This is a genomic window from Rhodococcus tibetensis, from assembly GCF_024438035.1.
Taxonomy (GTDB): Bacteria; Actinomycetota; Actinomycetes; order Mycobacteriales; family Mycobacteriaceae; genus Rhodococcus_F; species Rhodococcus_F tibetensis.
Map to the genome: position 1 here is coordinate 16,348 of NZ_JANFQF010000029.1, position 26,238 is coordinate 42,585.

Here is a 26,238-nt window from a genome sequence, read left to right on the forward strand (position 1 = left end):
ACCACACAAATACGGCGCGAGTCCGGTATCCGACCGGTCACGCCAACGGGGATAGTCGACGTGTTGCCGCTACTGTCGTTGTGTGTCTGCAACCCAACGTGCTCGCTCCGGGGTGCCGCTCGACCGGCAGTCGATTGTCGGGTCGGTCCCCGGTCTCCCCTGGTGGGGTGTCATTCTTCTGGCCGTCGGCGTCACCTGTGTCGGGTTCGCGGCCGATGCGGCCGGGGGGCGCGAACTCACGGCAGCCTTCTCGACGTTCTATTTCCTCGGCTGTGTCCTCGCCGTGCTGGCGGCCGGCAACCGGGCCCTCTTCACTGCGATCGTTCAACCACCGCTGATCCTGTTCGTCGGAGTACCGCTCGGCCAGAGCCTGATCGCGGACGAGAACAGCACCGCACTACGAGACCTTGCCATCAATGTCGCCTACCCGCTGGTCAACCGGTTCCCGATCATGCTCGCCGCCACCGTCGCCGTCTTGGTGATCGGCGGCCTGCGGCTCTTCTTCCTGCAACAGCGGCGTACCGGGCCGGCCCGCGCGGCGGAACGTCGTCGCGCACCTCGCTCTGCGCGTGAGGGCACGCGCACTCGTCGGACCGCACCGGACGCCGAGCAGACGGCCACCAGAATGCGGCAGAAACGTACTGCGCGGGAGCACCCTCGCTCGTCGGCGCGACGAGCCGACGCACCGCCCGCGCGCCGGTCGGCATCGTCGGGCCGCCCCACTCCCCCGCCGCCGGTATCCGACAGGATGGCGCAGGCACCCCGCGCAACCCAGGTACCGCGCAGCGCACAACCCTCGCGCTCCACCGAGACACCTCGATCGGCCCCGCAGCGGCCGACGGCACGCTACAGACCGAGCACCGACGTGCCTGCTCACCCGATCCCTCAGGTGCGCTACCGGGACCGCTACGAACCGCCGTTCGAGACGGAGCAGCCCCGCTGACCGCTGCGGTCGAGGGGGTCAGTGCCGGGCGGCGCGAAGCTCCCGAGGCAGCGCGAAGACGAGCGTCTCGTTGGCCGTGGTGACCGACTGGACGTCGTGGAACCCGTGCTCGGCCAGCAGGTCGATCACCCCGCGCACGAGAATTTCCGGCACAGAGGCGCCGGAGGTGATGCCGACCGTGCGGACACCGTCGAGCCACGCCGGATCCACCTCACGGGCGAAGTCGACGAGATACGACGCCTTCGCGCCGGCACCCAGAGCGACCTCGACAAGGCGCACGGAATTGGAAGAGTTGCGGGAGCCGACCACGATCACCAGATCGCACTCGGGCGCCATCGCCTTGACCGCGACCTGACGGTTCTGAGTGGCGTAGCAAATGTCGTCGCTCGGCGGATCCTGCAGGTGGGGGAACTTCTCACGCAGCCGTGCCACGGTCTGCATGGTCTCGTCGACGCTCAGCGTGGTCTGCGACAGCCAGATGACCTTCGACTCGTCGCGGACCGAGACGGCGTCCACCGAGTCCGGTCCGTCGACCAGCTGAACATGGTCGGGGGCCTCACCGGCCGTGCCCTCGACTTCCTCGTGGCCCTCGTGGCCGATGAGGAGGATGTCGTAGTCGTCGCGGGCGAACCGCTTCGCTTCCTGGTGGACCTTGGTGACCAGCGGACACGTCGCATCGATGGTGCGGAGGTTGCGGGCCGCGGCCGACTCGTGCACGGCCGGCGACACACCGTGCGCGGAAAAGACGAGCAACGCACCTTCGGGCACCTCGTCGGTTTCGTCGACGAAGATCACGCCGCGCTCGGTAAGCGTTTCCACCACGTGGCGGTTGTGCACGATTTCCTTGCGGACGTAGATCGGGGCGCCGTGCTTCTCCAGCGCCTTCTCGACCGTCTCGACAGCGCGGTCCACGCCGGCGCAGTAACCGCGGGGTTCGGCAAGCAGCACTCGCTTCTCGCCGCTCGCGCGCGAGACTCCCGAATCTGCCGAACGTGTGATACCCACATTGAGTGGAACAGCCGAAGACATGGTTCCAGCGTACGGGTCACCCCCCAGCGACGACACTTTCGCTGGGCCACGCAGGAGTACTGTGCGCGTCATCGAGTCGGAGTCGTCCACGCTGTGGGCACGTCGGCTACCCAAACGTGCCGATGTCAGGCAGGCTGTGAGCATGATTCGTCCCCCGTTCGTGGCGCGTGTCGCCGCTGGAATCGCAGTGACGGCCGTCGAAGAAGCCAGGAGGCTGCCTACTACGGCGGTCACTCTGCCGATGACTGCGGTCAGCCAGGTGCTGCAGACCACGATGCGAGTCCAGCAGACCATGACGGCGCTGGCCATCAAGGGTGACCAGGCCTTCGCCCTCATCCACTGGTCGCACGACGACGAGCAACCGTCGTGGGCGGTGTTCGACGAGGACACCGACGGAGAACCCGATATCGAGGACGCCCCGGACGATCGTCCCGCCGGGCCCGGCCGCTTCGCGCTGTACTCCCTCAGCCCTCAGGACGAGAACACTTCGGAGAAGTCCGCCGTTCCCGCGGCTGCCGGCCCGACCACCTCGGGCACCAACGGTGTGGCCAAGACCACGAACCCGAAGCCTGCTTCCGCCGTCGCCGAACCGGAGATCGCCGTCTACCTCGACTACGCGTCGCTGACCCTCGCCCAGTTGCGGGCACGACTGCGGTCGCTGTCCGTCGAGGACCTGACGACATTGCTGGATTACGAGACGGCGACGCTGGCCCGCGCACCGTTCCTGACCATGCTGACCAACCGCATAACCACCGCCAAGGCCAAGTGACTTCCGCCCAATCCCGCGCAGCCAGCACCGCACCGAGTACCGCCGACAAACCGTGGCCGGTTCGTACCGTCTCGGCCAAGGTCGCTCAGTGGATCGATCGGCTCGGAAGTGTGTGGGTCGAGGGTCAGATCACTCAGATCAATGCCCGTCCGGGAACCCGGACTGCATTTCTCGTCCTGCGCGATCCGTCCGTCGACATGTCCCTTTCCGTGACGTGCTCACCTCAGCTGTTGCAAAACTCCCCCGTCCCCCTCACCGAGGGCAGTCGGGTGGTGATGTTCGGGAAGTTGTCGTTCTACACCGGCCGCGGATCGGTGTCGTTGCGAGTCACGGAGATCCGCGCGGTGGGAATCGGCGAACTCCTCGCCCGGATCGAGCGACTCCGCGCGCTCCTGGCCGCGGAGGGCCTGTTCGACCCCCGGCTCAAGCGCCCGCTGCCCTTCCTTCCCGGTACCGTCGGCCTGATCACCGGCCGGGCGAGCGCCGCCGAGCACGACGTTCTCAGCGTGGCGCAACGCCGTTGGCCGGCCGTGCGCTTCGAGATTCGTAACACCCCGGTGCAGGGCGTCACCGCTGTCCCGCAGATCCTCGATGCGTTGAAGGAACTCGACGCCGACCCCCACGTGGACGTGATCATTCTGGCCCGTGGTGGCGGCAGCGTTGAGGACCTGCTGCCGTTCTCCGACGAAACTCTGTGCCGGGCGATCGTCGCCTGCACGACCCCGATCGTCAGCGCCATCGGACACGAGCCCGACAGCCCGCTCAGCGATCACGTCGCCGATCTGCGCGCCGCCACCCCCACGGACGCCGCCAAACGGGTGGTTCCCGACGCCGTCGCCGAGCAGGCGCTCGTCAGCGAACTGCGCTCACGCAGTGCAGCAGCACTCCGAAATTGGGTACAGCGCGAATCCCACCTGATCTCCCAGCTGCGGAGCCGGCCGGTACTCGCCGACCCGGGGCGCGCGCTATATCAGCGGGGCGACGAGATCGAGCGGTTGCGCGACGCCGGCCGCCGCGACATCAGCAGGGCGATCGCCGCGGAGAGCACCACCGTCGAACACCTGCGCGCCCGGCTCGCGACGCTCGGACCCGCAGCCACGCTCGCCCGCGGCTATTCGGTGGTCCAGCGGATCGTGCCCGAGGGCGACCCCGAGGTGCTGCGCTCGATCGACGACGCCCCGCCCGGCACTCAGATCCGAGTTCGAGTCGCCGACGGCGCCATCCGCGCCGCGGTGATGGGAAAGGAAAAATAGCTGTATGAGTAAGCCCAGCGACAACGACACCGACACCGACATCGCGGAACTCGGCTACGAGGCGGCCCGCGACGAGCTGGTCGACGTGGTCAAGGTTCTCGAACAGGGCGGCCTCGACCTCGACGCGTCACTCGCCCTGTGGGAGCGCGGTGAGGCCCTCGCGAAGCGGTGCGAAGAACACCTGGCGGGAGCCCGCAAGCGCGTCGAGACTGCCCTCGCGCACGCCGACGACGAGAGCTGACGAACCGGCTTCGGTCAGGCCGGGAGGATTTCGGCGTCGGCCGCCGCAGTCGTCAACTGTTCGAATGCCTCTTCCGAGGCGCTGCCCGTGACGAGGAGCCGCACGTCCCCGAAGTCGGAGACCCAGATCGGTTCGACTCCCTCACCGCCGTACACGATCCAGGTGTGACCTGCGATGTCCTCCGTTCCGGTGGCCGTCCGCGGACCACCGGCCACGAAGGGCACCAGCACGGTTTCGAGCGCGTTGCTCTGCGTCAGCTGGATGTACCGGCCGGCCGGCGTGATGAAGCCGACGGTGCTCGAGTCGCCGCCGCCGTCGCCACTGACGATGCTGCGGCTACCCGAGTTGGGTGTCCAGCCCTCGGGCGTCGCCGGTTGCCGAACCGGGAACGGAAGGTCGTTCGCGTCGTACTTCAGCGCGGCGTCGATGTCGAAGCTGGGGATCGGGCCGGTCGTCGGACCGCCGGGGCTGAAGGTGCACTGACTGGCGATACCCGCGATCAGCACGCAGAACAGGACGAGGGGTACGAGCGACCACACCATGTCGCGGTTGTTGTGCAGGATGCGCGGTTTATCGGATGCCACGCACACCAGTATCCAGGGTCGGCCCCCGAACCACGATTCTCGGTCCCCGATATGTCGCCCCAGCAGCGCACGTCACACTTTCTTCTGGGAGAATCAACGCTGAGATCCACTCGACAGTCGGCGGCCGACAGGCCGACCGGCACAGCGTCGACGTACAACGTCGACCAGGACTGCACCAGGAGGCACAGCCCATGACGGCCAGCACCACATCGAGTCGCCGCGAGGCCCCGGACCGAAATCTTGCTCTCGAATTGGTCCGGGTCACCGAGGCTGGTGCAATGGCTGCCGGTCGCTGGGTCGGCCGTGGCGACAAGGAGGGTGGCGACGGCGCCGCCGTCGACGCCATGCGCCAGCTCGTGAGCTCCGTCTCGATGCGCGGTGTCGTGGTCATCGGCGAGGGCGAGAAGGACGAAGCCCCGATGCTGTTCAACGGCGAAGAGGTCGGCAACGGCGACGGCCCCGACTGCGACTTCGCGGTCGACCCGGTCGACGGAACCACCCTGATGGCCAAGGGAATGCCCAATGCGATCGCTGTCCTCGCAGTCGCCGAGCGCGGCGCGATGTTCGACCCGTCCGCCGTGTTCTACATGGAGAAGATCGCCGTCGGTCCCGACGCCGCCGATGTCATCGACATCACCGCGCCCGTCGCCGAGAACATCAAGCGTGTCGCGAAGGTCCGCAAGGCGTCTACCTCCGACGTGACGGTCTGTATCCTCGACCGTCCGCGGCACGCCGGGCTCATCCAGGAGGTCCGGGACACCGGCGCCCGGATCCGTCTCATCTCCGACGGCGACGTCGCGGGTGCGATCGCCGCCGCGCGTCCGGAGTCGGGCACCGACATCTTGATCGGCACCGGTGGCACGCCCGAGGGCATCATCGCCGCCGCCGCCATGCGCTGTATGGGTGGTTCGCTGCAGGGCCGGCTGGCCCCGACCGACGACGCCGAGCGTCAGAAGGCCATCGACGCCGGCCACGACCTCGACCGCGTGCTGACCACCGAGGACCTGGTGTCGGGCGAGAACGTCTTCTTCTGCGCCACGGGTGTCACCGACGGTGACCTCCTGCGTGGTGTCCGCTACTACGGCGGCGGCGCGTCCACCCAGTCCATCGTGATGCGGTCCAAGTCGGGCACCGTCCGCATGATCGACGCGTACCACCGCCTCGAGAAGCTTCGTGAGTATTCGTCCGTCGACTTCACGGGCGAAGACGGGGCAGTTCCGCCTTCCTTCTGAGCGGCTTCGCCGCCCGTGCGCCTTTCTGGTAGCTCCCTGCCACCAGAAAGGCACACGGGCGCGCAGCGCCCGGAAGTGGCAATGTTTGACCCATGACGGAGAGCAACGAGCAGCAGTACCGGATCGAACACGACACCATGGGCGAGGTGCGGGTCCCCGTGGACGCGCTGTGGCGCGCGCAGACGCAACGCGCCGTCGAGAACTTCCCGATCAGTGGTCGAGGTCTCGAGCGCACCCAGATTCGCGCCATGGGCCTCCTGAAAGCGGCGTGTGCGCAGGTCAACAAGGATCTCGGGCTTCTCGATCCCGAGAAGGCCGACGCGATCATCGCGGCGGCAGGTGAGATCGCCGAAGGCAAGCACGACGACCAGTTCCCCATCGACGTCTTCCAGACGGGCTCCGGAACCAGCTCCAATATGAACGCCAACGAGGTGATCGCTTCGATCGCTGCCGCGGCGGGTGTCGTCGTCCACCCCAACGACGACGTCAACATGTCGCAGTCGTCGAACGACACCTTCCCCACCGCCACTCATGTTGCCGCGACCGAGGCCGCGGTGAAGAACTTGATCCCCGCACTCGACCACCTCCGGTTGGCCTTGCTCGACAAGTCCACCGAGTGGAAGACGGTCGTGAAGTCGGGACGCACCCATCTCATGGACGCGGTCCCGGTGACACTGGGACAGGAGTTCGGTGGGTACGCCCGGCAGATGGAAGCCGGCATGGAACGCATCGTGGCGTGCCTGCCACGGCTCGGCGAATTGCCCATCGGGGGCACAGCAGTCGGGACCGGCCTCAATGCCCCGGACGGTTTCGGACCGAAGGTCGTCGCGGAACTGGTCAAAGCGACGGGCGTGGACGCGCTCACGCCGGCAAAGAACAGTTTCGAGGCACAGGCGGCGCGGGACGGTCTCGTCGAGGCATCCGGGGCGATGCGCACCATCGCGGTCTCGCTCACCAAGATCGCCAACGACATCCGCTGGATGGGCTCGGGTCCGCTCACCGGATTGGGTGAAATTCGGCTCCCTGACCTGCAGCCCGGCAGTTCGATCATGCCCGGCAAGGTCAATCCGGTGCTTCCCGAGGCAGCCACCCAGGTAGCTGCCCAGGTGGTCGGCAACGACGCCGCCGTTGCCTGGGGCGGTGCCGCGGGCGCATTCGAGTTGAACGTCTATATCCCGATGATGGCCCGCAACGTGCTCGAATCGTTCACCCTCCTCGCCAACGTCACGCGCTTGTTCGCCGACAGGTGCGTCGCCGGCCTGGTGGCCAACACCGATCACCTGAGGACCCTCGCGGAGTCGTCGCCGTCCATCGTCACGCCCTTGAACTCGGCGATCGGATACGAGGAGGCGGCTGCCGTTGCCAAGCAGGCCTTGAAGGAGAAGAAGACGATCCGGGAGACCGTCGTCGACCGCGGTCTGATCGGTGACAAGCTCAGCGAGGAGGAGCTCGACAAGCGTCTCGACGTGCTCGCCATGGCGAAGGTCGAGGACTGAGCTTCCGCTCGACATGCAAGTGGCCCGCACTCCTCGGAGTGCGGGCCACTGTCGCTGCCGATCTCTACAGCAGGGCGGACAGTTTCTCGCGGGCCTTCTCGCCTTCGGTCCCGACATCGGAGCGGCCGGCGATGTTCCACGCCGCGAGGAGCGGTGCGAACACCTTCTCCCGCTGGTGTGCCGGATCGTAGATGCCGGCTTCGGCGAGCACCGCAGTGCTGTTCTTCCCGCCGGGCAACTCCACGCTCGGCACATCGAATGCGTCGATCCGCGACGCGATGGCGCGCATCGTCTGATCGGGCGCCACCGCGAAGGCGCCTTCGACGACGTTGCGGTAGAACACCGACTGCAGTTCGTCATCGGCAGCCAGCCGCGCTTCGATCGATGCCACCAGCGGGTCCTCCGCGAGGGCGGCGGTGTTGTGGTGCCGGACTGCCGCGGCCTTCTCTTCGAATGCCGAGTTGGCCAGCATCTCCAGCAGGTGCATCGGCGGCATGGCGTATCCACGCACCATCTCGTCCATCCGGGCGCGCTCGAGTGCGACGGGATCGACCGCGCGGGTCACCATCAGATAGTTCCTGAGCACGATGGAGTGCCGGTTCTCCTCCGCCGTCCAGCGGCCGACCCAACGCCACCACGGACCCACCATGGCCAGGTGCTTGGCGATCTCCCGGTGGTATGCGGGCACGTTGTCGGCGACGAGAACGCCCACGGTGAGCGCAAGCGCCTCCACCTCGCTCAGGGTCGACTGATCGGCCGACCAGTCCGTCCCACCCATGAATGCAAAGTTCTTGCCCTGGTCCCACGGGACCAAATCGTGCGGCAGCCAGCCGTCGGCCTCGGCGATGTGACGAGCGAGATTCTCCTCGACCACCGGGCCCAGCTCGGTGAGAAGGTGCTTGTCCGTGAATTCAGTCGGCATCCGCATACCGTAGCGCCCGCGTGGGTGTGCGGGAATCTCCACCATGCGCACAGTCGAGCCCCGGAGGCAGGATCGGCGGAAAACCCCCAGGTCACCGAGCTCCATGGTTACGCTGAGAGTTCCCGAATCCGCCGGCACCAGCAGAGGACCTCCAATGCGCAGACGTGGGAACTCGACGACACTGCTCTTCGCGGTCGTGCTGGCCGGATCGCTCGTCGCAGGGTGCACCAACGACAACGAGCCGTCCACCGACTCCGCCAGTTCACCGGCATCGACATCGGCCCCGCCGGAGCCTGCCAATCCCGCGACCGTCGCCGGCGTCGACATTCCCGAGGGTCGAATCGACGACGCCGTCGGCCGCCTGGACGAACTGGCGAACGAGCTCATGGACAGCACCCATCTGCCAGGGATGGCGGTTGCAGTGGTGCACGGCGGGCGAACCGTCTATGCGAAAGGATTCGGCGTACGTGAAGAGGGCACCGATGAGATGGTGGACGCCGATACCGTGTTCCAGCTCGCGTCGCTGTCGAAGCCGGTGGGGTCCACCGTGGTCGCGCACGAGGTGGGCACCGGCGTGGTCGGCTGGGACACGACAGTGGTGTCGAAACTCCCCGGTTTCGCGCTCGCGGACCCCTGGGTCACCGAGCACGTCACAGTGGGCGATCTGTATTCACACCGCTCCGGACTGCCCGATCACGCCGGAGACGGACTCGAGGACCTCGGCAACAACCAGCAGCAGGTACTCGACAAGCTGCGGCTCGAGCCGCTGAATCCGTTCCGGATCACCTACGAGTACACCAACTTCGGGGTCACCGCGGCCGCCGAAGCCGTGGCCGTGGCGTCCGGAACGGATTGGGCGACGCTGTCCGAACGGGCGCTCTACCAACCACTCGGGATGGACTCGACGAGTTCCAGGTTCGCCGACTTCCAGGCGCGCAGCAACCGTGCCGCCGGCCATCAGCTCGTCGACGGCAAGTATGTCGCCGACGCCGTACGAGACCCCGACGCGCAGGCACCGGCCGGTGGCGTCAGCTCGTCCGTGAACGATATGAGCAAGTGGCTCACCATGCTCTTGGGCGACGGCATGTTCGAGGGCAAGGAGATCGTCGACGCGAAAGCACTGCTCCCCGCGGTCAGCCCGCAGAGCGTGTCGAGTCCCCCGAGCTCCCTCGATGCCCGGCCGGGTTTCTACGGTTACGGATTCAACGTGTCGACCACTTCCGCAGGGCGGGTGTCCCTCAGCCACTCCGGCGCCTTCCAGCTCGGCGCTGCGACCAATTTCGTGGCGATCCCCTCCGCCGACGTCGCGATCGTCGCCCTCACCAACGGTTCCCCCACCGGAATCCCCGAAGCCCTGACAGCCGAATTCGCCGATCTCGTCCAGTACGGCGAGATCCGCGAAGACTGGAGAGATCTGTATTCGAAAGCGATCTCGCCGATGCTCGACCCCGAGGGCAGCCTCGTCGGCAAGGACGCACCTGCCAACCCCGCTCCCGCGCAGCCGCTTCCCACGTACACGGGAACGTACGGAAACGCCTACTGGGGTCCCGCCGTCGTCAGCGAGAAGGACGGTCAGCTCACCCTGCAACTCGGACCCGCAGGGCAGACGTTTCCGCTGAAGCACTGGGACGGAAACATGTTCACGTTCACACCCAGTGGCGAGAACGCCCCGCCCGGCACGGTGTCGGAGGCAACGTTCGCGGGCAACAATCTCATCTTGGAGTACTACAACACGGACGGTCGAGGAACGTTCGTTCGCTGAGCGCACACTCGAACAGGAAGAGCCATGGAACCTCGTACACACCCGACCGAAACGGCTTTACTATCCGACACCGCCAATGTCCAATTGGTGCGCAGATTCCTCGCCGCTCTCGCCTCCGGCGACCCGGATAGCGCCCGCCAATATTTGCACCCGGACATCGTGTGGCACAACGTATCTCTACCGAAAGTTCGCGGGATCGATTCGGTGATGCGCATACTCCGAGGCTCGAGCAGGCCCGGTGTCGGTTTCGACGTCCGGTTGCACCACATCGCCGACGAAGGAACAGCAGTTCTCACCGAACGCACCGACATTCTCATCTGGAAGCGGGTGCGCAGCGAATTCTGGGTGTGCGGCACGTTCGAGATCGAGGACGGCAAGATCCTGGTCTGGCGCGACTACTTCAGCAACCGAGACGTCCTGTGGGGCACGATCAAAGGCATCGTGCGCGCCTTCTGACGTTTCCGCCCGATGTCACCTCGGTCCGATCGGACTGTGCAACATCGGGCGGATCACGCTGTCGGGCAGGAGCCTACGACGTCGGCCCGAACTCCTCCAGCATCTCCGTCACGAGTGCCGCGATCGGAGAACGCTCACTGCGGGTCAGCGTGATGTGGGCAAACAACGGATGCCCCTTCAGCTTCTCGATCACCGCCGCGACACCATCGTGGCGTCCGACCCGGAGGTTGTCGCGCTGAGCGACATCGTGCGTCAGCACCACCCGGGATCCTGTTCCCAGCCGGGACAGCACCGTGAGCAGGACATTACGTTCGAGGGACTGCGCCTCGTCGACGATCACGAACGAATCGTGCAGTGACCGTCCCCGAATATGGGTGAGGGGTAGCACTTCCAGCATCCCGCGGCTGATGACTTCTTCCATCACCTCGGGGCTGGCGAGGCCGTCCAGCGTGTCGAACACGGCCTGAGCCCACGGCCCCATCTTCTCGCTCTCACTACCCGGCAGATACCCGAGTTCCTGACCGCCCACCGCGTACAGCGGCCGGAACACCACGACCTTCCGCTGAGTGCGACGCTCGAGCACCGCTTCGAGTCCCGCCGTCAACGCAAGCGCCGACTTGCCGGTACCGGCCTTGCCGCCCAGCGACACGATGCCCACGCTGTCGTCCATGAGAAGGTCGAGGGCGATGCGTTGCTCGGCCGACCGTCCGTGGAGACCGAACGCTTCCCGTTCCCCTCGCACCAACTGCACGCGCTTGTCGGCGTTCACCCGGCCGAGCGCGCTCGACGTACCACCCAGAAGCCGGATTCCCGTGTGACAGGGCAACTCCCGCGCCTCCTCCAGATCGACGACACCCTCGGAGAAGAGTTCGTCGATCGACGACGACGCCACGTCGAGTTCGGTCATACCCGTCCAGCCGGAGGGGACGACGTCGTGTGCGTGGTACTCGTCGGCCGGCAAACCCACTGCGCCGGCTTTGACGCGGAGCGGGATGTCCTTGCTGACCAGAACGACGTCGCTGCCCTCTGCTTCGAAGTTCAGTGCACAGGCGAGGATGCGCGAATCGTTGCTGTCCGTGCGGAATCCGACCGGGAGCACTGATGGGTCGGTGTGGTTCAGCTCGACCTGCAGGGTGCCACCCTCCGTACCGATCGGCACGGGCTGGTCGAGACGACCGTATTCCAAGCGAAGGTCGTCGAGCATGCGCAGCGATTCGCGTGCGAACCATCCCAGCTCGTGATGGTGACGCTTCCCCTCGAGTTCACTGATGACGACGAGGGGAAGCACAACACGGTGCTCGCCGAACCTGGCGACGGCCCAGGGGTCGGACAGCAATACGGAGGTGTCCAATACGAACGTACGAACTGCCGAAGCCGAGGTCTTGCCGGAGGCTGCGGACGAACGTCCTGATCGGGCTGAGACGGAGCGTGATGCAGTCACGTGAGGCTCCTAGGTCTGCGCGGCACCCACGCAAACTCGGTTCGCTGGACCGGTCCGTCCCTGGTGTGTCAAATCACACGAGGGCCGGGCGCCGGCCCCCTCGTACTGAATGTTCCAGTCACGATCAGGACCTCCCGTACAAGCAACTTCCCCGCTGCCTGTTACTTCAGACGGTACTGCCAAACACCCCGCGGGGCCGCCCGGGCGCTGGGCGTGTCGGTGAACATCGGGTTACGCGGAGAAGGCGCCTGCGGCGCCCGTGCGCGGTTAACGAGTCCCTGCACTCGCAGTCCACGCACGGGCGGCGGAGCCGCCTAGATCAGGCGCCAGTCCTCGAGGCCCTCGTACAGCGGGAAGTCGGCAGCCAGCTTGGACACGCGGCCGCGCAGCGACTCGACGTCGGACGATCCGGCCAGAGCGGTACCGATGATGTCGGCGACCTCGGTGAACTGTTCGTCGCCGAACCCGCGGGACGCGAGCGCGGCGGTGCCGATGCGCAGTCCGGAGGTGACCATCGGCGGGCGCGGGTCGAACGGCACGGCGTTGCGGTTGACGGTGATGCCGACCTCGTGGAGGAGATCTTCACCCTGCTGTCCGTCGAGTTGCGAATTGCGAAGGTCGACGAGCACGAGGTGCACGTCGGTGCCGCCGGTCAGGACACTGACGCCCTTGTCGGAGACATCGGAGGCGGTCAGGCGCTCGGCGAGGATCTTCGCGCCGGTCAGCGTGCGCTGCTGACGGTCCTTGAATTCGTCGGTCCCGGCGATCTTCAGGGACACGGCCTTGGCGGCGATGGCGTGCATGAGCGGCCCGCCCTGTTGTCCGGGGAAGACGGCCGAGTTGAGCTTCTTCGCCCATTCCTGCTTGGCGAGGATCAGGCCGGAGCGGGGACCGCCGAGGGTCTTGTGGACGGTGCTCGACACGACGTCGGCGTACGGGACGGGCGACGGGTGCAGTCCAGCCGCCACCAAGCCGGCGAAGTGCGCCATGTCGACCCACAGGTACGCACCGACCTCGTCGGCGATCGACCGGAACGCGGCGAAGTCCTCGTGACGCGGGTACGCGGACCAGCCGGCGACGATCACTTTCGGCTGCGCGGCGACGGCGATCTTGCGGACCTCGTCCATGTCGATGCGGTGGTCTTCCTTGCTGACCCCGTACGACTCGACCTCGTAGAGCTTGCCGGAGAAGTTCAGCTTCATACCGTGCGTGAGGTGGCCGCCGTGTGCCAGGTCGAGTCCGAGGAGCTTCTCACCCGGATTCATCAGAGCCATCAGGACGGCCGCATTGGCCTGCGCACCCGAGTGCGGCTGGACATTCGCGAAGTCGGCGCCGAACAGTTCTTTGGCACGGGTGCGTGCGAGGTCCTCGATGACGTCGACGTGCTCACACCCGCCGTAGTAGCGGCGACCGGGGTATCCCTCGGCGTACTTGTTGGTCAGCACGCTGCCCTGGGCCTGCAGCACCGCGCGGGGAACGAAGTTCTCCGAGGCGATCATTTCCAGCGTGTCGCGCTGGCGGGCCAGCTCACCAGCCATGGCCTGGGCGACTTCGGGGTCGAGTTCGGCGAGGGGGGCCGTGTTGACGTCGGTACCGGGCACAGCGGTCATCGAGGAATCTCCAAGCTGGATGCGGAAACGAATGCCCCCAGTCTACGAAGAACCCGGAAGTGCTTCTTAACCACCCATTGTTAAGAAGCACTCACGGAGCGGAGGGCACTGGGAACGAGCGGTTCGTCGAGCAGCCGGCGGAAGCGTTCCGACCGCTCCGCACCCACTGGGACCTCCGACAGCCAGCCGCCGAGCAGGCGGTATCCCTCGACGTAGGTGCTGGTGTAGGCCCGCCACAGAGGTGAGGACAGGAATCGCAGCGACTGCCGTGCGCGCTCGGGGGTCGACAGGCTCCACCGCTGCAGGAACGCGGCGACACCGTCCGCGCTGCGACGCTCGTCGTGCAGCATCATGGCGGCGTCCTGGCGAACACCGAGGAGCTGCCCGGAGGCCGCCGACAGGCGCTGCGCCTGCTCACCGTCGAATCGCAGTCCGAGATCGGCGTAGATTTCCTGCGCCCACAATCCCCAGTCCTTGCCGACGATGGATTCGAGCGCGAGGTCGGCAAGGCCCTCGGCCATCAGGCACTGGGGGGTGTTGACGACGAACAACGTCTGTTCCAGCTGACCCGCACCGACAAGACCGGCTTCCTTACGACAGTGCTCGGTGTGATGCCCTGGGTACGATTCGTGCGCGATGAGCCGAGGCAAGTTGGCCATGTGCTGCTTCAGGTCGGAGTTGATGGCTACCGTGGACCGGTAGTTTCCGAGGTAGTAGTTGAACCCCGACCACGGTTTGTCCCCGACCACCTCGTACTCGACGACTTCGGAGTCGGGCAGCGCGTAGTGCTCACGCACCAGGTCGCGCAGGGCACTCGAGAAAGCGGCGACACAGTCCTTCAGCCGGTCGGCCGGTATCTCGTCGCCGGCGCGATGGGCCTGTACGCGCTCGGCGAGGGGACCCGATCCGGGCAGCACGGCGTCCATCTTGCGGTGCGCCTCGCGGTACTGCTCCTCGTCGCCCCGTTCGATGCGGACGTCGAAATAGGCCTCCACCTCGTCGACGAATCCGACGTCGTCCCCGGCGAACTTCCGCCCCGAGCACTCGAGCGCCCGCAAGTGGACGTCGAGGAACCGCGTCCGCTCGTCCGAGAAACCTGCGGACGGCAATTCCGCGCGCAGCGTCGCCGCCGTGCGTGCCAGATCCCGCGGATCCGGCCGGGGCGCGTTCTCGACCTGGCGGCGCAGCGCCGGGTCGCCGGTGTAAGCGTCGACGAATCCCTCTTCGAGCCGATCGAATCCCAGCCCGAGCAGCAGATATTCGCGAACCAACGAATCCGATTCCATGACGATCGACCTTAGTCCGACTACCGTGTGTGTGACCCGCCGACAGCTCAGCCTGTGGCACCAAGCACAATCCGACTATGCAACCGCTACGCGCCAGCGCGACGACGACGGCCGGGATTCTGGGCGTGGACAGCTCACTCCCCCGGCCGCTCGAGTGTGAGCGGAACTGATGGCCCGGGCAAGCGAATCCAGCCCGTACGTCGAATTCGATCGGAAGCAGTGGCGCACGCTGCGGAAGTCGACTCCGCTGGTCCTGACCGAGGAGGAACTGTACGGGCTCCGAGGTCTCGGCGAGCAGATCGACCTCGAAGAGGTCGCCGAGGTGTACCTTCCGCTGTCGCGTCTGATTCACCTTCAGGTGGCTGCACGACAGCGGCTGTTCGCGGCCACCGCGACGTTCCTCGGTGAGAAGCATCCGGATCAACAGGTGCCGTTCGTGATCGGCGTCGCGGGAAGTGTCGCGGTCGGCAAGTCCACCACCGCGCGTGTCCTGCAGGCACTGCTCGCCCGCTGGGAGCATCACCCACGCGTCGACCTGGTGACCACGGACGGCTTCCTGTATTCCACCGACGAGCTGAATCGGCGCGGGATCATGCACCGCAAGGGCTTTCCGGAGAGCTACGACCGGCGCAAGCTGCTGCGGTTCGTCACCGAGGTGAAGTCGGGGGCCGAGGAAGTGGCTGCACCCGTCTACTCGCACATCTCGTACGACATCATCCCCGGCCAGTACCATCTGATCCGGCAGCCGGACATCCTCATCATCGAGGGTCTCAACGTCTTGCAGACCGGTCCGCGCCTCATGGTCTCGGATCTGTTCGATTTCTCGATCTACGTCGACGCCCGCATCGAGGACATCGAGAACTGGTACATCCAGCGTTTTCTCGCGTTGCGGAAGACGTCGTTCGCCGACCCCGACGCGCACTTCCATCACTACGCGGGACTGTCCGATCGGGACGCGACTGCTGCCGCGCAGGAGATCTGGCACAACATCAACCGGCCGAACCTGGTGGAGAACATTCTGCCGACGCGCCCCCGCGCCACCCTCGTGCTGCGCAAGGACGCCAATCACTCGATCAACCGGCTGCGCCTGCGCAAGCTGTAGATGAGTGGTCGCTCGTCTCGGGTCAGACGCCGAATCTGCGGTGCCGGGCCGCGTAGTCGCGCAGTGCGCGCAGGAAGTCGACCCGCCGGAACTCGGGCCAGTACGCCTCGGTGAACCAGATCTCGGAGTATGCGCTCTGCCATAACAGGAACCCTGACAGCCGCTGTTCGCCCGACGTGCGGATCACCAGATCAGGGTCCGGTTGGCCCGACGTGTAGAGGTGCCCGTCGATGCCTTCGACTGTGATCGACTTGACCAACTCGTCGCCGGACAAACCCGCGAGTAGCTTTTCGCACAGCAGCGACTGGACGGCGTCGGCGATCTCCTGCCGGCCGCCGTAGCCGATCGCGACGTTGACATGCGTGCCCGTTCGGCCCTCGGTCCGCTCCGCCGCCTCCCGCAACCGGCGCGACTGCTCGGCGGGTAGCAGGTCGAGCGCGCCGACGATCTTCACGCTCCAGTTCTTGTCCGGTCCGGAGATCTCTTCGACGACGTCGGTGATGATCTCGAGGAGGGTGTCGAGTTCCTCCGCGTCGCGGCGCAGATTTTCGGTGGAGAGCAGATAGATGGTGGCCATCTCGATGCCCGCGGCATCACACCATCCCAGCATCTCGGAAATCTTGAGGGCACCCATCCGGTGTCCGTGACTGACGTCGGTGAAGCCGTTCTCGCGGGCCCATCTACGGTTGCCGTCGCACATGACCGCTATGTGCCGAGGGTGCTGCAGACCTTCGAGCCGCGCGAGCAGCCGTCGCTCGTAGATGCTGTACAGCAGTCCTCGCGCACTCACCGGGAGATCACCATGACAGCCAAGACTACGCCGCTCGGATCGTGATTCGCGACGGCGGTCACAGGTGCTGCAACGTGCTCCTACCGACGGGTACGCTCTTCTCACATGCGAACCTACGGTTCCGTAGGTTCGAGTCGCGAACAACGAGAAGGGGTGTCCTGTGACAGCTTTCGGACTCGACGAGCTCCCGGTCAAGCCACGTCTGCGGGGGTGGATTCACCTGTGGGCGTTCGGTGTCTCGGTCATCGCCGGACTGGTCCTGGTCCTCGTGTCCGGACTGCGGGTGTCGGGCGAAGCGGCCGTCGCCACAGCCGTCTACAGCATCACTGTGTGCGGCGTGTTCGGAGTGAGCGCCACCTATCACCGCGTGCACTGGAAGACCCAGTCCGCCCGCACGTGGATGAAACGGGCGGATCACTCGATGATCTTCCTGTTCATCGCGGGCAGCTACACGCCATTCGGGCTGCTGGGACTGCCGTCCGACACCGGGCGCACCCTGCTGATCGTCGTGTGGTCCGGCGCACTCGCCGGCGTGGCACTGAAGATGCTGTGGCCGACGGCTCCGCGGTGGGTCGGTGTTCCGCTCTACCTTCTCCTGGGCTGGGCGATCGTTCCGGTGGCACCGCAGTTGACGTCCGAGGTGGGTGTCCTGCCCATGGTGTTGCTGCTCATCGGTGGCATCCTCTACTCGGTGGGCGCCATCCTGTATGCCACCAAGTGGCCGAATCCCTGGCCGAACACCTTCGGCCACCACGAGTTCTTCCATGCCGCCACGGTGATCGCGGCGTTGTGTCACTACATCGCCGTCTGGCTGGTCGTATTCGGCGGGTAGCTACCGGCTGAGCGCGTCGGCCAGGTCGCCGACAGTCGACACCGGCCGATCGCAGGCGAAACCGCGGCACACGTAGGCTGCCGGATCGCCTTCGACCAGCGGCCGGTCCGCGAGCAGCGGAGACGAATCCGGTGTGCCGCCGACCACCACCGCACCACCCGGCGCCAGTCGGCGTGCCGCATCCAGCAGCCCGGTCTCGCCGTTCGTGGCCACCGCCACCTGCAGGGGTCCTCGCACCGACGCCTCGGCTACGGCAAGCCAGTGCCCCGCCGACCTCGGCGCCCGTTCGAGCAGCAGAGCCACCCGATCGAGTGACGCAGCCGCAGCGGCGCCGTAGTGCGCCGAGACGTCCACGTCCGCGACAGCCGCTGCAGTGAGCAGCGCTTCCGCCAGGCACGAGGAACCGGACGGGGTGGCGCCGTCGACCGGGTCGCGTGGACGAGTCACCAGGGTTTCGGCGTCATCGGCCGTGTCGAACCAGCTGCCTGGCTGCTCGGGATCCGCGAAGTGCCGCAGGGCGCGGTCCAGCAGGACTTCGGCAGGTTCGAGCCATCCGGTATCACCCGTCGCCTGGAACAGCGCGAGGAGTCCGGTGGCGAGGCACGCATAATCCTCCAGGACACCGACGGGTTCACCCACCACCGACCCAAGCGAGGCACGGCGCAGGCGACCGTCGAGAACGTGCAGGTCCAGCACTGCCCGGGCGCAATCGGCAGCCGCGGAAATCCACTCCGGCCTACCGAGTCCGGCACCGGCCTCGGCCAGCGCAGTGATGGCCATCCCATTCCAGGCGGTGACCACCTTGTCATCGCGGCCGGGCTGCGGCCTGGTCGCCCGGTGGGCGAAGAGTGCATTCCGCACGCGATGCCATCGATCCCAGTCGTCCGGATCCTTCAGGAGTTGCAGCACCGACGCGCCTTCTTCGAATGTTCCGTCAGGTGTCACGGTCAGCACGTGTGACGCCCATTCGCCGTCCTCGGCCCCCAGCACCTCGACGAGCTGTGCGGGCGTCCATACATAGGTAGAGCCTTCGACGCCCTCCGTGTCGGCGTCGAGCGCAGACGCGAACGAGCCGTTCTCGGTGCGCAGATCGCGGAGCAAGAACCGGGCGGTCTCCTCGGTGACGCGAATCGCCTGCTCCGAACCCGTTCGCCGACCGAGATGCGCGTATACGCGCAGGAGCTGAGCGTTGTCGTAGAGCATCTTCTCGAAGTGCGGCACAACCCATTCGGCGTCCACCGAATACCGAGCGAACCCGCCACCGAGCTGGTCATAGATCCCACCACGTGCCATCGCGGACGCCGTGCGCTCCACCGCCTCGAGTACCTTTGAGTTTCCGGAACGCTCGTAGGTGCGGAGCAAGCCCTCGAGCAGTGCGGATGGCGGAAACTTGGGTGCGCCGCCGAACCCGCCACGCAGGGTGTCCTCGTCCTTCAGGACGGCGATCGCGGCAGCGTCCAGGAGCGCGGCATCCACTGCGACATCGGCCGTGGGTATGCCGCCGGCCCCGCGGCGTAGTTCCGTGGCCACCGACTCCGCGGCGTTGTCGACGTCGCTGCGCCGATCCCGCCAGGTGTCGGCGATGGCGCCGAGTAGCTGGGTGAACGACGGCATTCCGCCACGCGGCGCGGGCGGGTAATAGGTACCGCAGTAGAACGGTGCACCGCCGGGTGTGAGGAAGCACGTCATCGGCCAGCCGCCCTGGCCCGTCATCGCGACGGTCGCGTTCATGTACACGGCGTCGAGGTCGGGCCGCTCCTCGCGGTCGACCTTGATGCACACGAAGTGCTCGTTCATCAGCGATGCGACGGCGTCGTCCTCGAACGACTCGTGCGCCATCACATGACACCAGTGGCACGCCGAGTACCCGATCGACAGCAGAATCGGCACGTCACGCCTGCGCGCCCAGTCGATGGCCTCCGGACCCCACTGCTGCCAGTGAACCGGGTTGTCGGCGTGCTGCCGCAGATAGGGGCTGGTGGACCCGCCGAGTGCGTTGTGTGCGAGTGGGTCCATGTCCAGCTCCTCTTCGACTACTTCTGCAGTTTCGGTGGATTGTCGGTGGGCCCGGAGGGTCCGCTCGTGGTCCCGTTGTCACCGTGCAGTGCGCCCCGATCGGTGCCCTCGTCGGCTTCCTGATCGGGTTCGGGATGGTCTGGTTCGAAGGTCTCGGGCAGATTCTTCAGCTGCTTGTTCATCGACCGCACCAGAAGTACCACTCCCGCCAGCAGTGCGAGGATGACCACCAGACCGATGGGCGAGGCCTTGCCGAATTCGGGGCCGGACGGGCTGCTGGGCGTCTGCGCCAGCAGATCTACCGCCCCGGCGACGACGCCGACCGTCAACGACATCACTTCGACTCGTCCTCGTGGACGCCCGCGAACAGATCGTTCTCGGGAATGGAGGTGGTGACCCGGGTCTTGGCGAGTTCGAACTCTTCGGTCGGCCAGATCTTCTGCTGGATCTCGAGCGGGACCGCGAAGAACGAACCGTTGGGGTCGATCTGCGTCGCGTGAGCGCGCAGGGCGTCGTCCCGCTGCGGGAAGTAGTCGCCGCAGATGATCTGAGTGGTGACGCGCGCCATCAGATCACCCTGTTCGGTCTTCCACTTCTTGAGCCACTCCGCCATCGGGAACTCTTCGCCGCGGCGTTCGTACTCCTCCTGGAACTGCAGAAGGCGTTTGCGGATGAACCCGTGCGAGTAGTAAATCTTCTGCACCCTCCACGGCTCGCCCGCGTCGGGGAACTGCTGCGGGTCGGCGGCCGCCTCGTAGGCAGCCATCGATACCTCGTGGCAGCGGATGTGATCGGGATGCGGGTAGCCGCCGTTCTCGTCGTACGTCGTCATGACGTGAGGGCGGAACTCGCGGATGGCCCGGACCAGAGCTTCGGTGGACACCTCGAGCGGGACCAGCGCGAAGCATCCTTCGGGCAGCGGCGGCAGCGGGTCGCCCTCGGGCAGCCCCGAGTCGATGAACCCCAGCCACTGATGCTGGACACCGAGGATGCGGGCCGCTTCGGCCATTTCCTCGATGCGAACCTCATGGATGCGGTCGCGCACGCCGGGCACGTCCATCGCCGGATTGAGGATGTCGCCGCGTTCACCACCGGTCAACGTCACGACCCGCACTTCGTTGCCCTCGGCGGCGTAACGGGCCATCGTCGCCGCACCCTTGCTCGACTCGTCGTCGGGATGGGCATGGACGGCCATGAGACGGAATCCGCTCACGTAATCGTTCACCTCAACTTCGCCAGTAGCCGTTGCCGGCTTGTTCGTGTCGCACGCTCTCGTACTCCGCCATCGCTGACGGCGGACGGACGCACATCCTCTATAGTTCCACCCGATAGTTCCGCTTGCAGCCGTGACCCCGCTCGAGTGCTGGAAGCCACGAGGAACTGGAGCGGTGTGAGAGCAGAGTGATGACGAGAACGCTTCCCCCCGGCCGATACGCAGCCGCGGCAAAGCCTGCGCGGCCGAGGCGCTGGCTCGCATGGGTGCTCGGAGCGGCCGTCGTGGTGATCGGGGTGATCGTGGCTCTCTCCGCCTACGACAGGTTCACGGTTTCCGACATCGACAGCGAGGCCACATCGTTCGACCTGGTCGACGATTCGCGCCTCGACATCACGTTCACCGTCACTCGTGACGACCCGTCGCGGCCGGGAGTATGCATCGTCCGCGCGCGGTCCAAGGACGGTTCCGAGACGGGACGCCGCGAGGTCTACATCGCCGCGGGTCCTGACCAGACGGTGAAGATCACCGCACCCGTCTACACGTCCCAGCCGCCGGCCATGGGTGATATTTACGGGTGCAGCCTGGACGTTCCCGCGTATCTCACCGGCGGTTGACCCCGTCGCTTCCCGAGCGACCGTTCGGCTTCTCCGGCAGTTCCCACCTCCGATCGTGCTAGAATCGGCTGATACACGGTTCCGGTTTGGAACCGTGTATTGCTGCATTGGCGGCAAGGTGGATCTGCGTTCGGCCCCGGCCGGCTGATCCACGGAGCCGTTGATCACTGCTGTTGCAGTGGTCTGTCGAGGGAGCCCGGGGGCTCCAACTACGAGGGAGTGATCGAGATGACCGAGACCCAGGTGACCTGGCTGACCCAGGAGTCACATGACAGGCTCAAGAGCGAACTCGACCAACTCATTGCCAATCGCCCCGTCATCGCCGCCGAGATCAACGAGCGACGCGAAGAGGGCGACCTGAAGGAGAACGGTGGCTACCACGCGGCCCGCGAAGAGCAGGGCCAGCAGGAGGCACGTATCCGCCAGCTCCAGGAGTTGCTGAACAGCGCGAAGGTCGGCGAGGCACCCACCCAGTCCGGCGTGGCGTTGCCCGGCTCGGTGGTGAAGGTCTACTACGACGGCGACGAGAAGGACACCGAGACGTTCCTCATTGCCACTCGCGAAGAGGGCGCACGCGACAACAAGCTCGAGGTCTACTCCCCCAACTCACCGTTGGGCGGGGCCCTGCTCGAGGCCAAGGTCGGCGAGACCCGCGAGTACACGCTGCCCAACGGCAGCAGCATGAAGGTGACGCTCGTCAGCGCGGAGCCCTACCACAGCTGATATCGGCTCTGTTTCACAGAACTCCGGTCCGGGCGAGACGCCCGGACCGGAGTTTTTGCGTAGCGGATCGGCTCAGATGATCCTCCGGGCTTTCATGCCCGAGAACACCGCACCGATCCGCACCACGTCGCCCGTGGTGGGGGCGTGGAGCATCTGGCCGTTCCCGACGTAGATCGCCACGTGCCCGGGACCACCCGACTGCCAGTTACCGAAGAGCAGATCTCCCGGCCTCGCCTCCGAAAGCGGGATCTCGACGCCCACGCGCCACTGTGTCTCCGAGGTCCGGGGCAATTTGATACCCGTGGCGGCGTAGACAGCGAACGAAGTGAGACCGGAGCAGTCGAATCCACCACCGGACGGGCCGTTGATATTGCCGCCGCCCCACACGTACGGCAGTCCGATGAACCGCATCGCCATCTCGACCACGCGGCTCGGCTCGCCCGAGCCGACGCCGTAGAAGAACGGCGACAGCATTCGGGCGAACGATTCTTCGAGCGAGCGGATCCGCGCCACATACGGCTGGGTTTCGTGCACGTAGTCCGGTTTCCCGGCGGGCATGCCGCCCGACGTGCGCACCGCACCCGCACCGGCGTTGTATGCCGCAAGGGTGAGGTCGAGGGTGTCGCCCTTGACCACGCCTTGCTTCTTCCAGGCGTCGATCTGCGCATGGAGGTCGCACAACATCTGGCCGGACGCCATCATCGGGTCGGCGACGCCGTTGATGTCCACCTTGCCGTCGCCGTCCGCGTCCTTGCCGTACTTGGCCCAGGTGCCGGGCAGGAACTGACCCGGTCCGCGGGCACCTGCCCTCGACACCGGCGAGGCCGCCCCGTAGCGGAAGCCGTTCTCCACCGAGTACAGAGCAGCCAGGGTGGGCGGTTTGATTCCTTCACACAACGAGCCGGCCTTGCGAATCCAGGGGGCGAAGACAGCGATGGCTCCGATCGGGGCCAGTGAAACGCCCGGAAATCCGGCAGGCACCGACGGAATCAAAGATCCGAGGCCGCTGATGATGGCGGGGACACCAGGGACGGCGGCCAGGCCACCGATCATCGTTTCCGCGCCCGAGGCCATCGGCGCCGGGGGTTGGTCGAGCGGACTGTCAGGGAGGACGAGTGACTGCTCAGGGGCGGGGATCGGCGGGGATGGCGCCAGCGGTGCATCTGCAGCAGGTGGCGCGGGAATGTACGGATCGGTTGCCTGCTTCACCACCTCGGATGCGTCGGTGACCATCTGTTCGGCTTGCAGTCGTGCTGGTTCCGGGAGAGCCGAGATTGCGTCGTTCACCTGTTTCTGAACGTCGGGTGAAGCCTGCTCCACTACTTGAATCGCTTCGGCTGCTTGATCTTTCACTGGCTGCGGTATGTCCGTTCCTTGAACCATTGCCCCCGCTGCTGTGGTGATCGCCACGATGATCGCCGCTGCATCAACTGACATACGTGCGCTCCTCCTCCTCGGTAGACCGAACCGAGTAGGTTCACGTTACGACGGGGTACAGCAGCTGCGGGGCGAATTCGGCAGCTTGGGCCGCACCCATTTCGTACGGTGAGCAGGCTTCGGATCCTCGGACGCGAACGACCGCGAGTTTTGCCCGATGCCCGGCGCTGCCGGCGTCGGTCTCGCATCGCACTCCGAACTGTCTCCCAGGTTGCTCACAGGATCGTCGTGGATGGTGGTGGGCATGAGTGAAGACCGACGGAGTTCCCGCCTGCTTCCCGTTCGGCGTGCGCTCGCAGTAGCTGGAATCGCCGGGCTGGTCGCCGGTGGCGGCATCGCGGCCGCCGCGGACACCTCTGCTCCCGATGCGGCAGTCGCCGCTCCCCTCGTCTCCGCGGGGTCCGGAACGCCGGACGCGGTGTCCAGCGGATCCTGAAGACGCGGGAAGGAACTACGGCATGAGCGGTGCGCGAAGCGCGACCGAATGGTCGACGTGGGGTGTGCACGCACGCGTCGTCGTCACCGACCCGGCCGCGCTCGATTCGGCCGCCAACCTAGTGCGCGGCTACCTCGCTGCGGCAGACGCCGCGGTCAACCGCGAGCGGTCCGACGCCGAGATCCACTCGCTCCGACCGGGGAGAAACACCGTCACCCCACTGTTCGCCCGATTCATCGCCGATGCCCTCTCTGCGGCACAGACCACCGACGGCAAACTCGACCCCACCTCGCCAGCGGGGGCCCACTCATGGCGTTCGGTCGGTGTCGACGGAACCGAGGTGACGCTTCCCGAGGGAGTGGAGCTCGACCTCACGTCCACCGCTCGGGCGAGCTCTGCCGACCACTGCGCGTCGACGACGGCCGAACTGCTCGGTTGCGGCGTGCTGGTGGCCCTGGGCGGAGACATCGCCACCGCCGGAACCACACCGCCGGGAGGGTGGCAGGTGCAGGTTCAAGACCTGCCGGGCGACCCCACCTGCCAGGTGTCGATTCCGTCGGGTGCGGGGGTGGCGACGGCCAGTACCGTGAAACCGCTGCACCCCGACCCGATTGCGGTGTGGCGCACGGTGTCCGTGGTGGCCGACTGCTGCACCACTGCCCACGGGGCCAGTAGCGCTGCGGTTGCGATGGGCGGCGGCGCCGTCGACTGGCTCACCGAACTGAAGCTACCCGCGAGGCTGGTGGATCAGGAGTTCCGGGTGAGCACCCTCGGCGGATGGCCCCATTGACGGTCCATCAGTGCTGCAGCCGGACGGCGTATCCGGCGACGTCGAGCGCGTCGAGCAGATCCTGTCGATGCCCGGGGCCACGGGTCTCGACGGTGAGAAAGACCTCCACCTCGTCGAGCGCGAGTGAGCCACCGGTCCGGGAGTGAACCACGTCGACCACACTGGCCCCGTTTCCGCTGACCACTTCGAGGAGTCCCACCAAACCGCCCGGTCGGTCTGGAATGGTCACGTGCACACCAAGATAGCGTCCTGCCGCGCGCAACCCGTGATTGACCACATGGGTCAACAGCAACGGGTCGATGTTGCCGCCCGACAGCACGGCGCACACCTTTCCGGTGAGGCCGAGCTCGGCCGGTGGGCAACTGATCAGCGCCGCGACCGCAGCGGCGCCGGCAGGCTCGACGATGAGTTTCGCTCGCTCGAGGCACAAGAGCAGTGCACGGGACAACGCGTCCTCGCTCACCGTCACGATGGCATCCACCTGAGTGCCGACATGAGCAAACGGGACGTCGCCCGGTCGGCCGACCGCAATGCCGTCAGCCATGGTGGACATATTTTCCAACGGCACCGGACGGCCTTCGGCGAGCGAGGCCGGCCAGGCGGCCGCCTGCTCGGCCTGGACGCCGACGATGCGCACGTCGGGGCGCAACTCCGACACCGCGGCGGCAATCCCGGCGATGAGGCCACCACCGCCCGTCGGAACGACGATGGTTCCGACGTCCGGGTCCTGCTCCAAAATTTCGAGACCCACCGTCCCCTGACCTGCCACAATGTCGATGTGGTCGAAGGGGTGGATCAGTACGGCCCCGGTCTCCGCGGCGAATTCCTTCGCCGCAACCAGGGCGTCGTCCACGGTGTCACCGGTCAGATGCACCGTGGCGCCGTACGCCTTGGTTGCGACGAGTTTCGGTAGGGGCGCGCCCGTCGGCATGAAGACGGTCGACGCGATACCCAGGTCGGTGGCAGCCCAGGCCACACCCTGCGCATGGTTACCGGCACTCGCGGCGACCACACCACACGCGCGTTCCTCCTCGGACAGGTTCGCAATCCGGTTATAGGCACCACGCGGCTTGAACGACCCTGTGCGCTGCAGGTTTTCGCACTTGAGCGACACCTCGTGCCCGCACCGCTCGGACAACGCCCGCGACGCGATCACCGGCGTCCGGCGCATCACGGGGTCCAGCAGCCTACGGGCTGCCCTGATCTGTTCGAGCGTGACGGATTCCACGCGGGCCAGCATAGGGCGCTCCGCGCCCCG

Annotated in this window: 26 protein-coding genes; 14 read left to right on the plus strand and 12 right to left on the minus strand. The window is 66.4% G+C overall.

What is annotated here, in order from left to right; all coding sequences use genetic code 11:
* Window positions 1–82: 82 nt before the first annotated feature.
* Window positions 83–943 carry a DUF6542 domain-containing protein gene (locus NOF53_RS25095; protein WP_255973950.1) on the plus strand — a complete coding sequence of 287 codons (861 nt, stop codon included), beginning with the start codon at window positions 83–85 and terminating at the stop codon, window positions 941–943.
* Window positions 944–961: 18 nt separating this feature from the next.
* Here NOF53_RS25095 and NOF53_RS25100 read toward each other — a convergent pair whose 3' ends face one another.
* Window positions 962–1,972 carry a 4-hydroxy-3-methylbut-2-enyl diphosphate reductase gene (locus NOF53_RS25100; RefSeq protein WP_255973952.1) on the minus strand — a complete coding sequence of 337 codons (1,011 nt, stop codon included), beginning with the start codon at window positions 1,970–1,972 and terminating at the stop codon, window positions 962–964.
* A gap of 142 nt (window positions 1,973–2,114) precedes the next feature.
* On the opposite strand from NOF53_RS25100, the gene NOF53_RS25105 reads away from it, so the two are divergent.
* Genes NOF53_RS25105 through NOF53_RS25115 form a run of 3 tightly spaced genes read left to right on the plus strand, consistent with a single transcriptional unit; the run spans window position 2,115 to window position 4,235 of the window.
* Window positions 2,115–2,741 (plus strand): lipid droplet-associated protein, encoded by a 627-nt coding sequence (locus tag NOF53_RS25105; protein ID WP_255973954.1) that lies wholly within the window; start codon window positions 2,115–2,117, stop codon window positions 2,739–2,741.
* Complete coding sequence (gene xseA, locus NOF53_RS25110; RefSeq protein ID WP_255973956.1) at window positions 2,738–3,994, plus strand: exodeoxyribonuclease VII large subunit; 1,257 nt, start codon at window positions 2,738–2,740, stop codon at window positions 3,992–3,994. The genes NOF53_RS25105 and xseA overlap by 4 nt, the downstream gene beginning before the upstream one ends.
* Before the next feature lie 4 nt (window positions 3,995–3,998).
* Window positions 3,999–4,235: an exodeoxyribonuclease VII small subunit gene (locus NOF53_RS25115; protein ID WP_255973958.1), complete on the plus strand. Its 237-nt coding sequence runs from the start codon at window positions 3,999–4,001 to the stop codon at window positions 4,233–4,235.
* 14 nt (window positions 4,236–4,249) lie between these two features.
* Here NOF53_RS25115 and NOF53_RS25120 read toward each other — a convergent pair whose 3' ends face one another.
* The gene (locus NOF53_RS25120; RefSeq protein WP_255973960.1) at window positions 4,250–4,819 is read right to left on the minus strand and encodes a DUF4245 domain-containing protein; all 570 of its coding nucleotides are present in this window, start codon (window positions 4,817–4,819) and stop codon (window positions 4,250–4,252) included.
* A gap of 191 nt (window positions 4,820–5,010) precedes the next feature.
* Between NOF53_RS25120 and glpX the strand changes: the two genes are divergently transcribed.
* The gene (gene glpX, locus NOF53_RS25125; RefSeq protein WP_255973962.1) at window positions 5,011–6,051 is read left to right on the plus strand and encodes a class II fructose-bisphosphatase; all 1,041 of its coding nucleotides are present in this window, start codon (window positions 5,011–5,013) and stop codon (window positions 6,049–6,051) included.
* A 92-nt stretch (window positions 6,052–6,143) separates the two neighbouring features.
* Window positions 6,144–7,547 (plus strand): class II fumarate hydratase, encoded by a 1,404-nt coding sequence (locus tag NOF53_RS25130; RefSeq protein WP_255973964.1) that lies wholly within the window; start codon window positions 6,144–6,146, stop codon window positions 7,545–7,547.
* A 64-nt stretch (window positions 7,548–7,611) separates the two neighbouring features.
* Here the strand turns inward: NOF53_RS25130 and NOF53_RS25135 are convergent, their stop codons facing one another.
* Window positions 7,612–8,469, minus strand: coding sequence for an acyl-ACP desaturase (locus NOF53_RS25135; RefSeq protein ID WP_374212667.1), 858 nt, complete (start codon window positions 8,467–8,469; stop codon window positions 7,612–7,614).
* 154 nt (window positions 8,470–8,623) lie between these two features.
* Between NOF53_RS25135 and NOF53_RS25140 the strand changes: the two genes are divergently transcribed.
* Entirely contained in the window at window positions 8,624–10,231 is a 1,608-nt protein-coding gene (locus NOF53_RS25140) for a serine hydrolase (protein WP_255973968.1), read from the plus strand.
* A gap of 24 nt (window positions 10,232–10,255) precedes the next feature.
* The gene (locus NOF53_RS25145; RefSeq protein WP_255973970.1) at window positions 10,256–10,687 is read left to right on the plus strand and encodes a limonene-1,2-epoxide hydrolase family protein; all 432 of its coding nucleotides are present in this window, start codon (window positions 10,256–10,258) and stop codon (window positions 10,685–10,687) included.
* A gap of 73 nt (window positions 10,688–10,760) precedes the next feature.
* Here the strand turns inward: NOF53_RS25145 and phoH2 are convergent, their stop codons facing one another.
* From phoH2 to NOF53_RS25160, 3 genes are all read right to left on the minus strand, one after another.
* Window positions 10,761–12,128, minus strand: a complete 1,368-nt coding sequence (phoH2, locus tag NOF53_RS25150) for an RNA 5'-3' helicase PhoH2 (RefSeq protein WP_255973972.1) — start codon at window positions 12,126–12,128, stop codon at window positions 10,761–10,763.
* 314 nt (window positions 12,129–12,442) lie between these two features.
* On the minus strand, window positions 12,443–13,738 hold the full coding sequence (glyA, locus tag NOF53_RS25155; protein ID WP_255973974.1) for a serine hydroxymethyltransferase: 1,296 nt from the start codon (window positions 13,736–13,738) through the stop codon (window positions 12,443–12,445).
* 80 nt (window positions 13,739–13,818) lie between these two features.
* Complete coding sequence (locus tag NOF53_RS25160) at window positions 13,819–15,024, minus strand: DUF885 domain-containing protein (protein WP_255973976.1); 1,206 nt, start codon at window positions 15,022–15,024, stop codon at window positions 13,819–13,821.
* A gap of 169 nt (window positions 15,025–15,193) precedes the next feature.
* Between NOF53_RS25160 and coaA the strand changes: the two genes are divergently transcribed.
* On the plus strand, window positions 15,194–16,126 hold the full coding sequence (gene coaA / locus NOF53_RS25165; RefSeq protein WP_255973978.1) for a type I pantothenate kinase: 933 nt from the start codon (window positions 15,194–15,196) through the stop codon (window positions 16,124–16,126).
* 22 nt (window positions 16,127–16,148) lie between these two features.
* Here the strand turns inward: coaA and NOF53_RS25170 are convergent, their stop codons facing one another.
* Window positions 16,149–16,916: an isoprenyl transferase gene (locus NOF53_RS25170; protein ID WP_308213870.1), complete on the minus strand. Its 768-nt coding sequence runs from the start codon at window positions 16,914–16,916 to the stop codon at window positions 16,149–16,151.
* Window positions 16,917–17,076: 160 nt separating this feature from the next.
* On the opposite strand from NOF53_RS25170, the gene trhA reads away from it, so the two are divergent.
* A complete protein-coding gene (gene trhA, locus NOF53_RS25175; protein ID WP_255973979.1) occupies window positions 17,077–17,748 on the plus strand; it encodes a PAQR family membrane homeostasis protein TrhA in 672 nt (223 codons plus the stop codon).
* Here trhA and NOF53_RS25180 read toward each other — a convergent pair whose 3' ends face one another.
* Genes NOF53_RS25180 through mca form a run of 3 tightly spaced genes read right to left on the minus strand, consistent with a single transcriptional unit; the run spans window position 17,749 to window position 20,977 of the window.
* Window positions 17,749–19,764 carry a thioredoxin domain-containing protein gene (locus tag NOF53_RS25180; protein ID WP_255973981.1) on the minus strand — a complete coding sequence of 672 codons (2,016 nt, stop codon included), beginning with the start codon at window positions 19,762–19,764 and terminating at the stop codon, window positions 17,749–17,751.
* Window positions 19,765–19,781: 17 nt separating this feature from the next.
* Window positions 19,782–20,102, minus strand: a complete 321-nt coding sequence (locus NOF53_RS25185) for a hypothetical protein (protein WP_374212668.1) — start codon at window positions 20,100–20,102, stop codon at window positions 19,782–19,784.
* On the minus strand, window positions 20,099–20,977 hold the full coding sequence (mca, locus tag NOF53_RS25190; protein ID WP_255973985.1) for a mycothiol conjugate amidase Mca: 879 nt from the start codon (window positions 20,975–20,977) through the stop codon (window positions 20,099–20,101). The genes NOF53_RS25185 and mca overlap by 4 nt, the downstream gene beginning before the upstream one ends.
* 191 nt (window positions 20,978–21,168) lie before the next feature.
* Between mca and NOF53_RS25195 the strand changes: the two genes are divergently transcribed.
* Complete coding sequence (locus NOF53_RS25195; RefSeq protein ID WP_255973987.1) at window positions 21,169–21,594, plus strand: DUF4307 domain-containing protein; 426 nt, start codon at window positions 21,169–21,171, stop codon at window positions 21,592–21,594.
* A 228-nt stretch (window positions 21,595–21,822) separates the two neighbouring features.
* Entirely contained in the window at window positions 21,823–22,317 is a 495-nt protein-coding gene (gene greA / locus NOF53_RS25200) for a transcription elongation factor GreA (protein WP_005238978.1), read from the plus strand.
* Window positions 22,318–22,389: 72 nt separating this feature from the next.
* On the opposite strand, the gene NOF53_RS25205 is transcribed toward greA, so the two are convergent.
* Complete coding sequence (locus NOF53_RS25205; RefSeq protein WP_255973990.1) at window positions 22,390–23,754, minus strand: C40 family peptidase; 1,365 nt, start codon at window positions 23,752–23,754, stop codon at window positions 22,390–22,392.
* A 244-nt stretch (window positions 23,755–23,998) separates the two neighbouring features.
* Here NOF53_RS25205 and NOF53_RS25210 point away from each other — a divergent pair, with 244 nt between their 5' ends.
* Window positions 23,999–24,190, plus strand: coding sequence for a hypothetical protein (locus tag NOF53_RS25210; RefSeq protein WP_255973992.1), 192 nt, complete (start codon window positions 23,999–24,001; stop codon window positions 24,188–24,190).
* A gap of 22 nt (window positions 24,191–24,212) precedes the next feature.
* Window positions 24,213–24,980, plus strand: coding sequence for an FAD:protein FMN transferase (locus NOF53_RS25215; RefSeq protein ID WP_255973994.1), 768 nt, complete (start codon window positions 24,213–24,215; stop codon window positions 24,978–24,980).
* A 7-nt stretch (window positions 24,981–24,987) separates the two neighbouring features.
* Here the strand turns inward: NOF53_RS25215 and ilvA are convergent, their stop codons facing one another.
* Entirely contained in the window at window positions 24,988–26,220 is a 1,233-nt protein-coding gene (gene ilvA / locus NOF53_RS25220) for a threonine ammonia-lyase (RefSeq protein WP_255973997.1), read from the minus strand.
* Between the last annotated feature and the right edge of the window lie 18 nt (window positions 26,221–26,238).

Bases quoted from the DNA above. Each gene is read 5' to 3' on its own strand.
- NOF53_RS25105 (WP_255973954.1), top strand. From the start codon at position 2,115: ATGATTCGTCCCCCGTTCGTGGCGCGTGTCGCCGCTGGAATCGCAGTG.
- ilvA (WP_255973997.1), bottom strand. From the start codon at position 26,220: ATGCTGGCCCGCGTGGAATCCGTCACGCTCGAACAGATCAGGGCAGCC.
- NOF53_RS25145 (WP_255973970.1), top strand. From the start codon at position 10,256: ATGGAACCTCGTACACACCCGACCGAAACGGCTTTACTATCCGACACC.
- NOF53_RS25205 (WP_255973990.1), bottom strand. From the start codon at position 23,754: ATGTCAGTTGATGCAGCGGCGATCATCGTGGCGATCACCACAGCAGCG.
- NOF53_RS25160 (WP_255973976.1), bottom strand. From the start codon at position 15,024: ATGGAATCGGATTCGTTGGTTCGCGAATATCTGCTGCTCGGGCTGGGA.
- NOF53_RS25140 (WP_255973968.1), top strand. From the start codon at position 8,624: ATGCGCAGACGTGGGAACTCGACGACACTGCTCTTCGCGGTCGTGCTG.
- NOF53_RS25135 (WP_374212667.1), bottom strand. From the start codon at position 8,469: ATGCCGACTGAATTCACGGACAAGCACCTTCTCACCGAGCTGGGCCCG.
- NOF53_RS25100 (WP_255973952.1), bottom strand. From the start codon at position 1,972: ATGTCTTCGGCTGTTCCACTCAATGTGGGTATCACACGTTCGGCAGAT.
- greA (WP_005238978.1), top strand. From the start codon at position 21,823: ATGACCGAGACCCAGGTGACCTGGCTGACCCAGGAGTCACATGACAGG.
- glyA (WP_255973974.1), bottom strand. From the start codon at position 13,738: ATGACCGCTGTGCCCGGTACCGACGTCAACACGGCCCCCCTCGCCGAA.
- coaA (WP_255973978.1), top strand. From the start codon at position 15,194: ATGGCCCGGGCAAGCGAATCCAGCCCGTACGTCGAATTCGATCGGAAG.
- glpX (WP_255973962.1), top strand. From the start codon at position 5,011: ATGACGGCCAGCACCACATCGAGTCGCCGCGAGGCCCCGGACCGAAAT.
- NOF53_RS25195 (WP_255973987.1), top strand. From the start codon at position 21,169: ATGACGAGAACGCTTCCCCCCGGCCGATACGCAGCCGCGGCAAAGCCT.
- NOF53_RS25180 (WP_255973981.1), bottom strand. From the start codon at position 19,764: ATGGACCCACTCGCACACAACGCACTCGGCGGGTCCACCAGCCCCTAT.
- NOF53_RS25130 (WP_255973964.1), top strand. From the start codon at position 6,144: ATGACGGAGAGCAACGAGCAGCAGTACCGGATCGAACACGACACCATG.
- NOF53_RS25210 (WP_255973992.1), top strand. From the start codon at position 23,999: ATGAGTGAAGACCGACGGAGTTCCCGCCTGCTTCCCGTTCGGCGTGCG.
- NOF53_RS25115 (WP_255973958.1), top strand. From the start codon at position 3,999: ATGAGTAAGCCCAGCGACAACGACACCGACACCGACATCGCGGAACTC.
- NOF53_RS25215 (WP_255973994.1), top strand. From the start codon at position 24,213: ATGAGCGGTGCGCGAAGCGCGACCGAATGGTCGACGTGGGGTGTGCAC.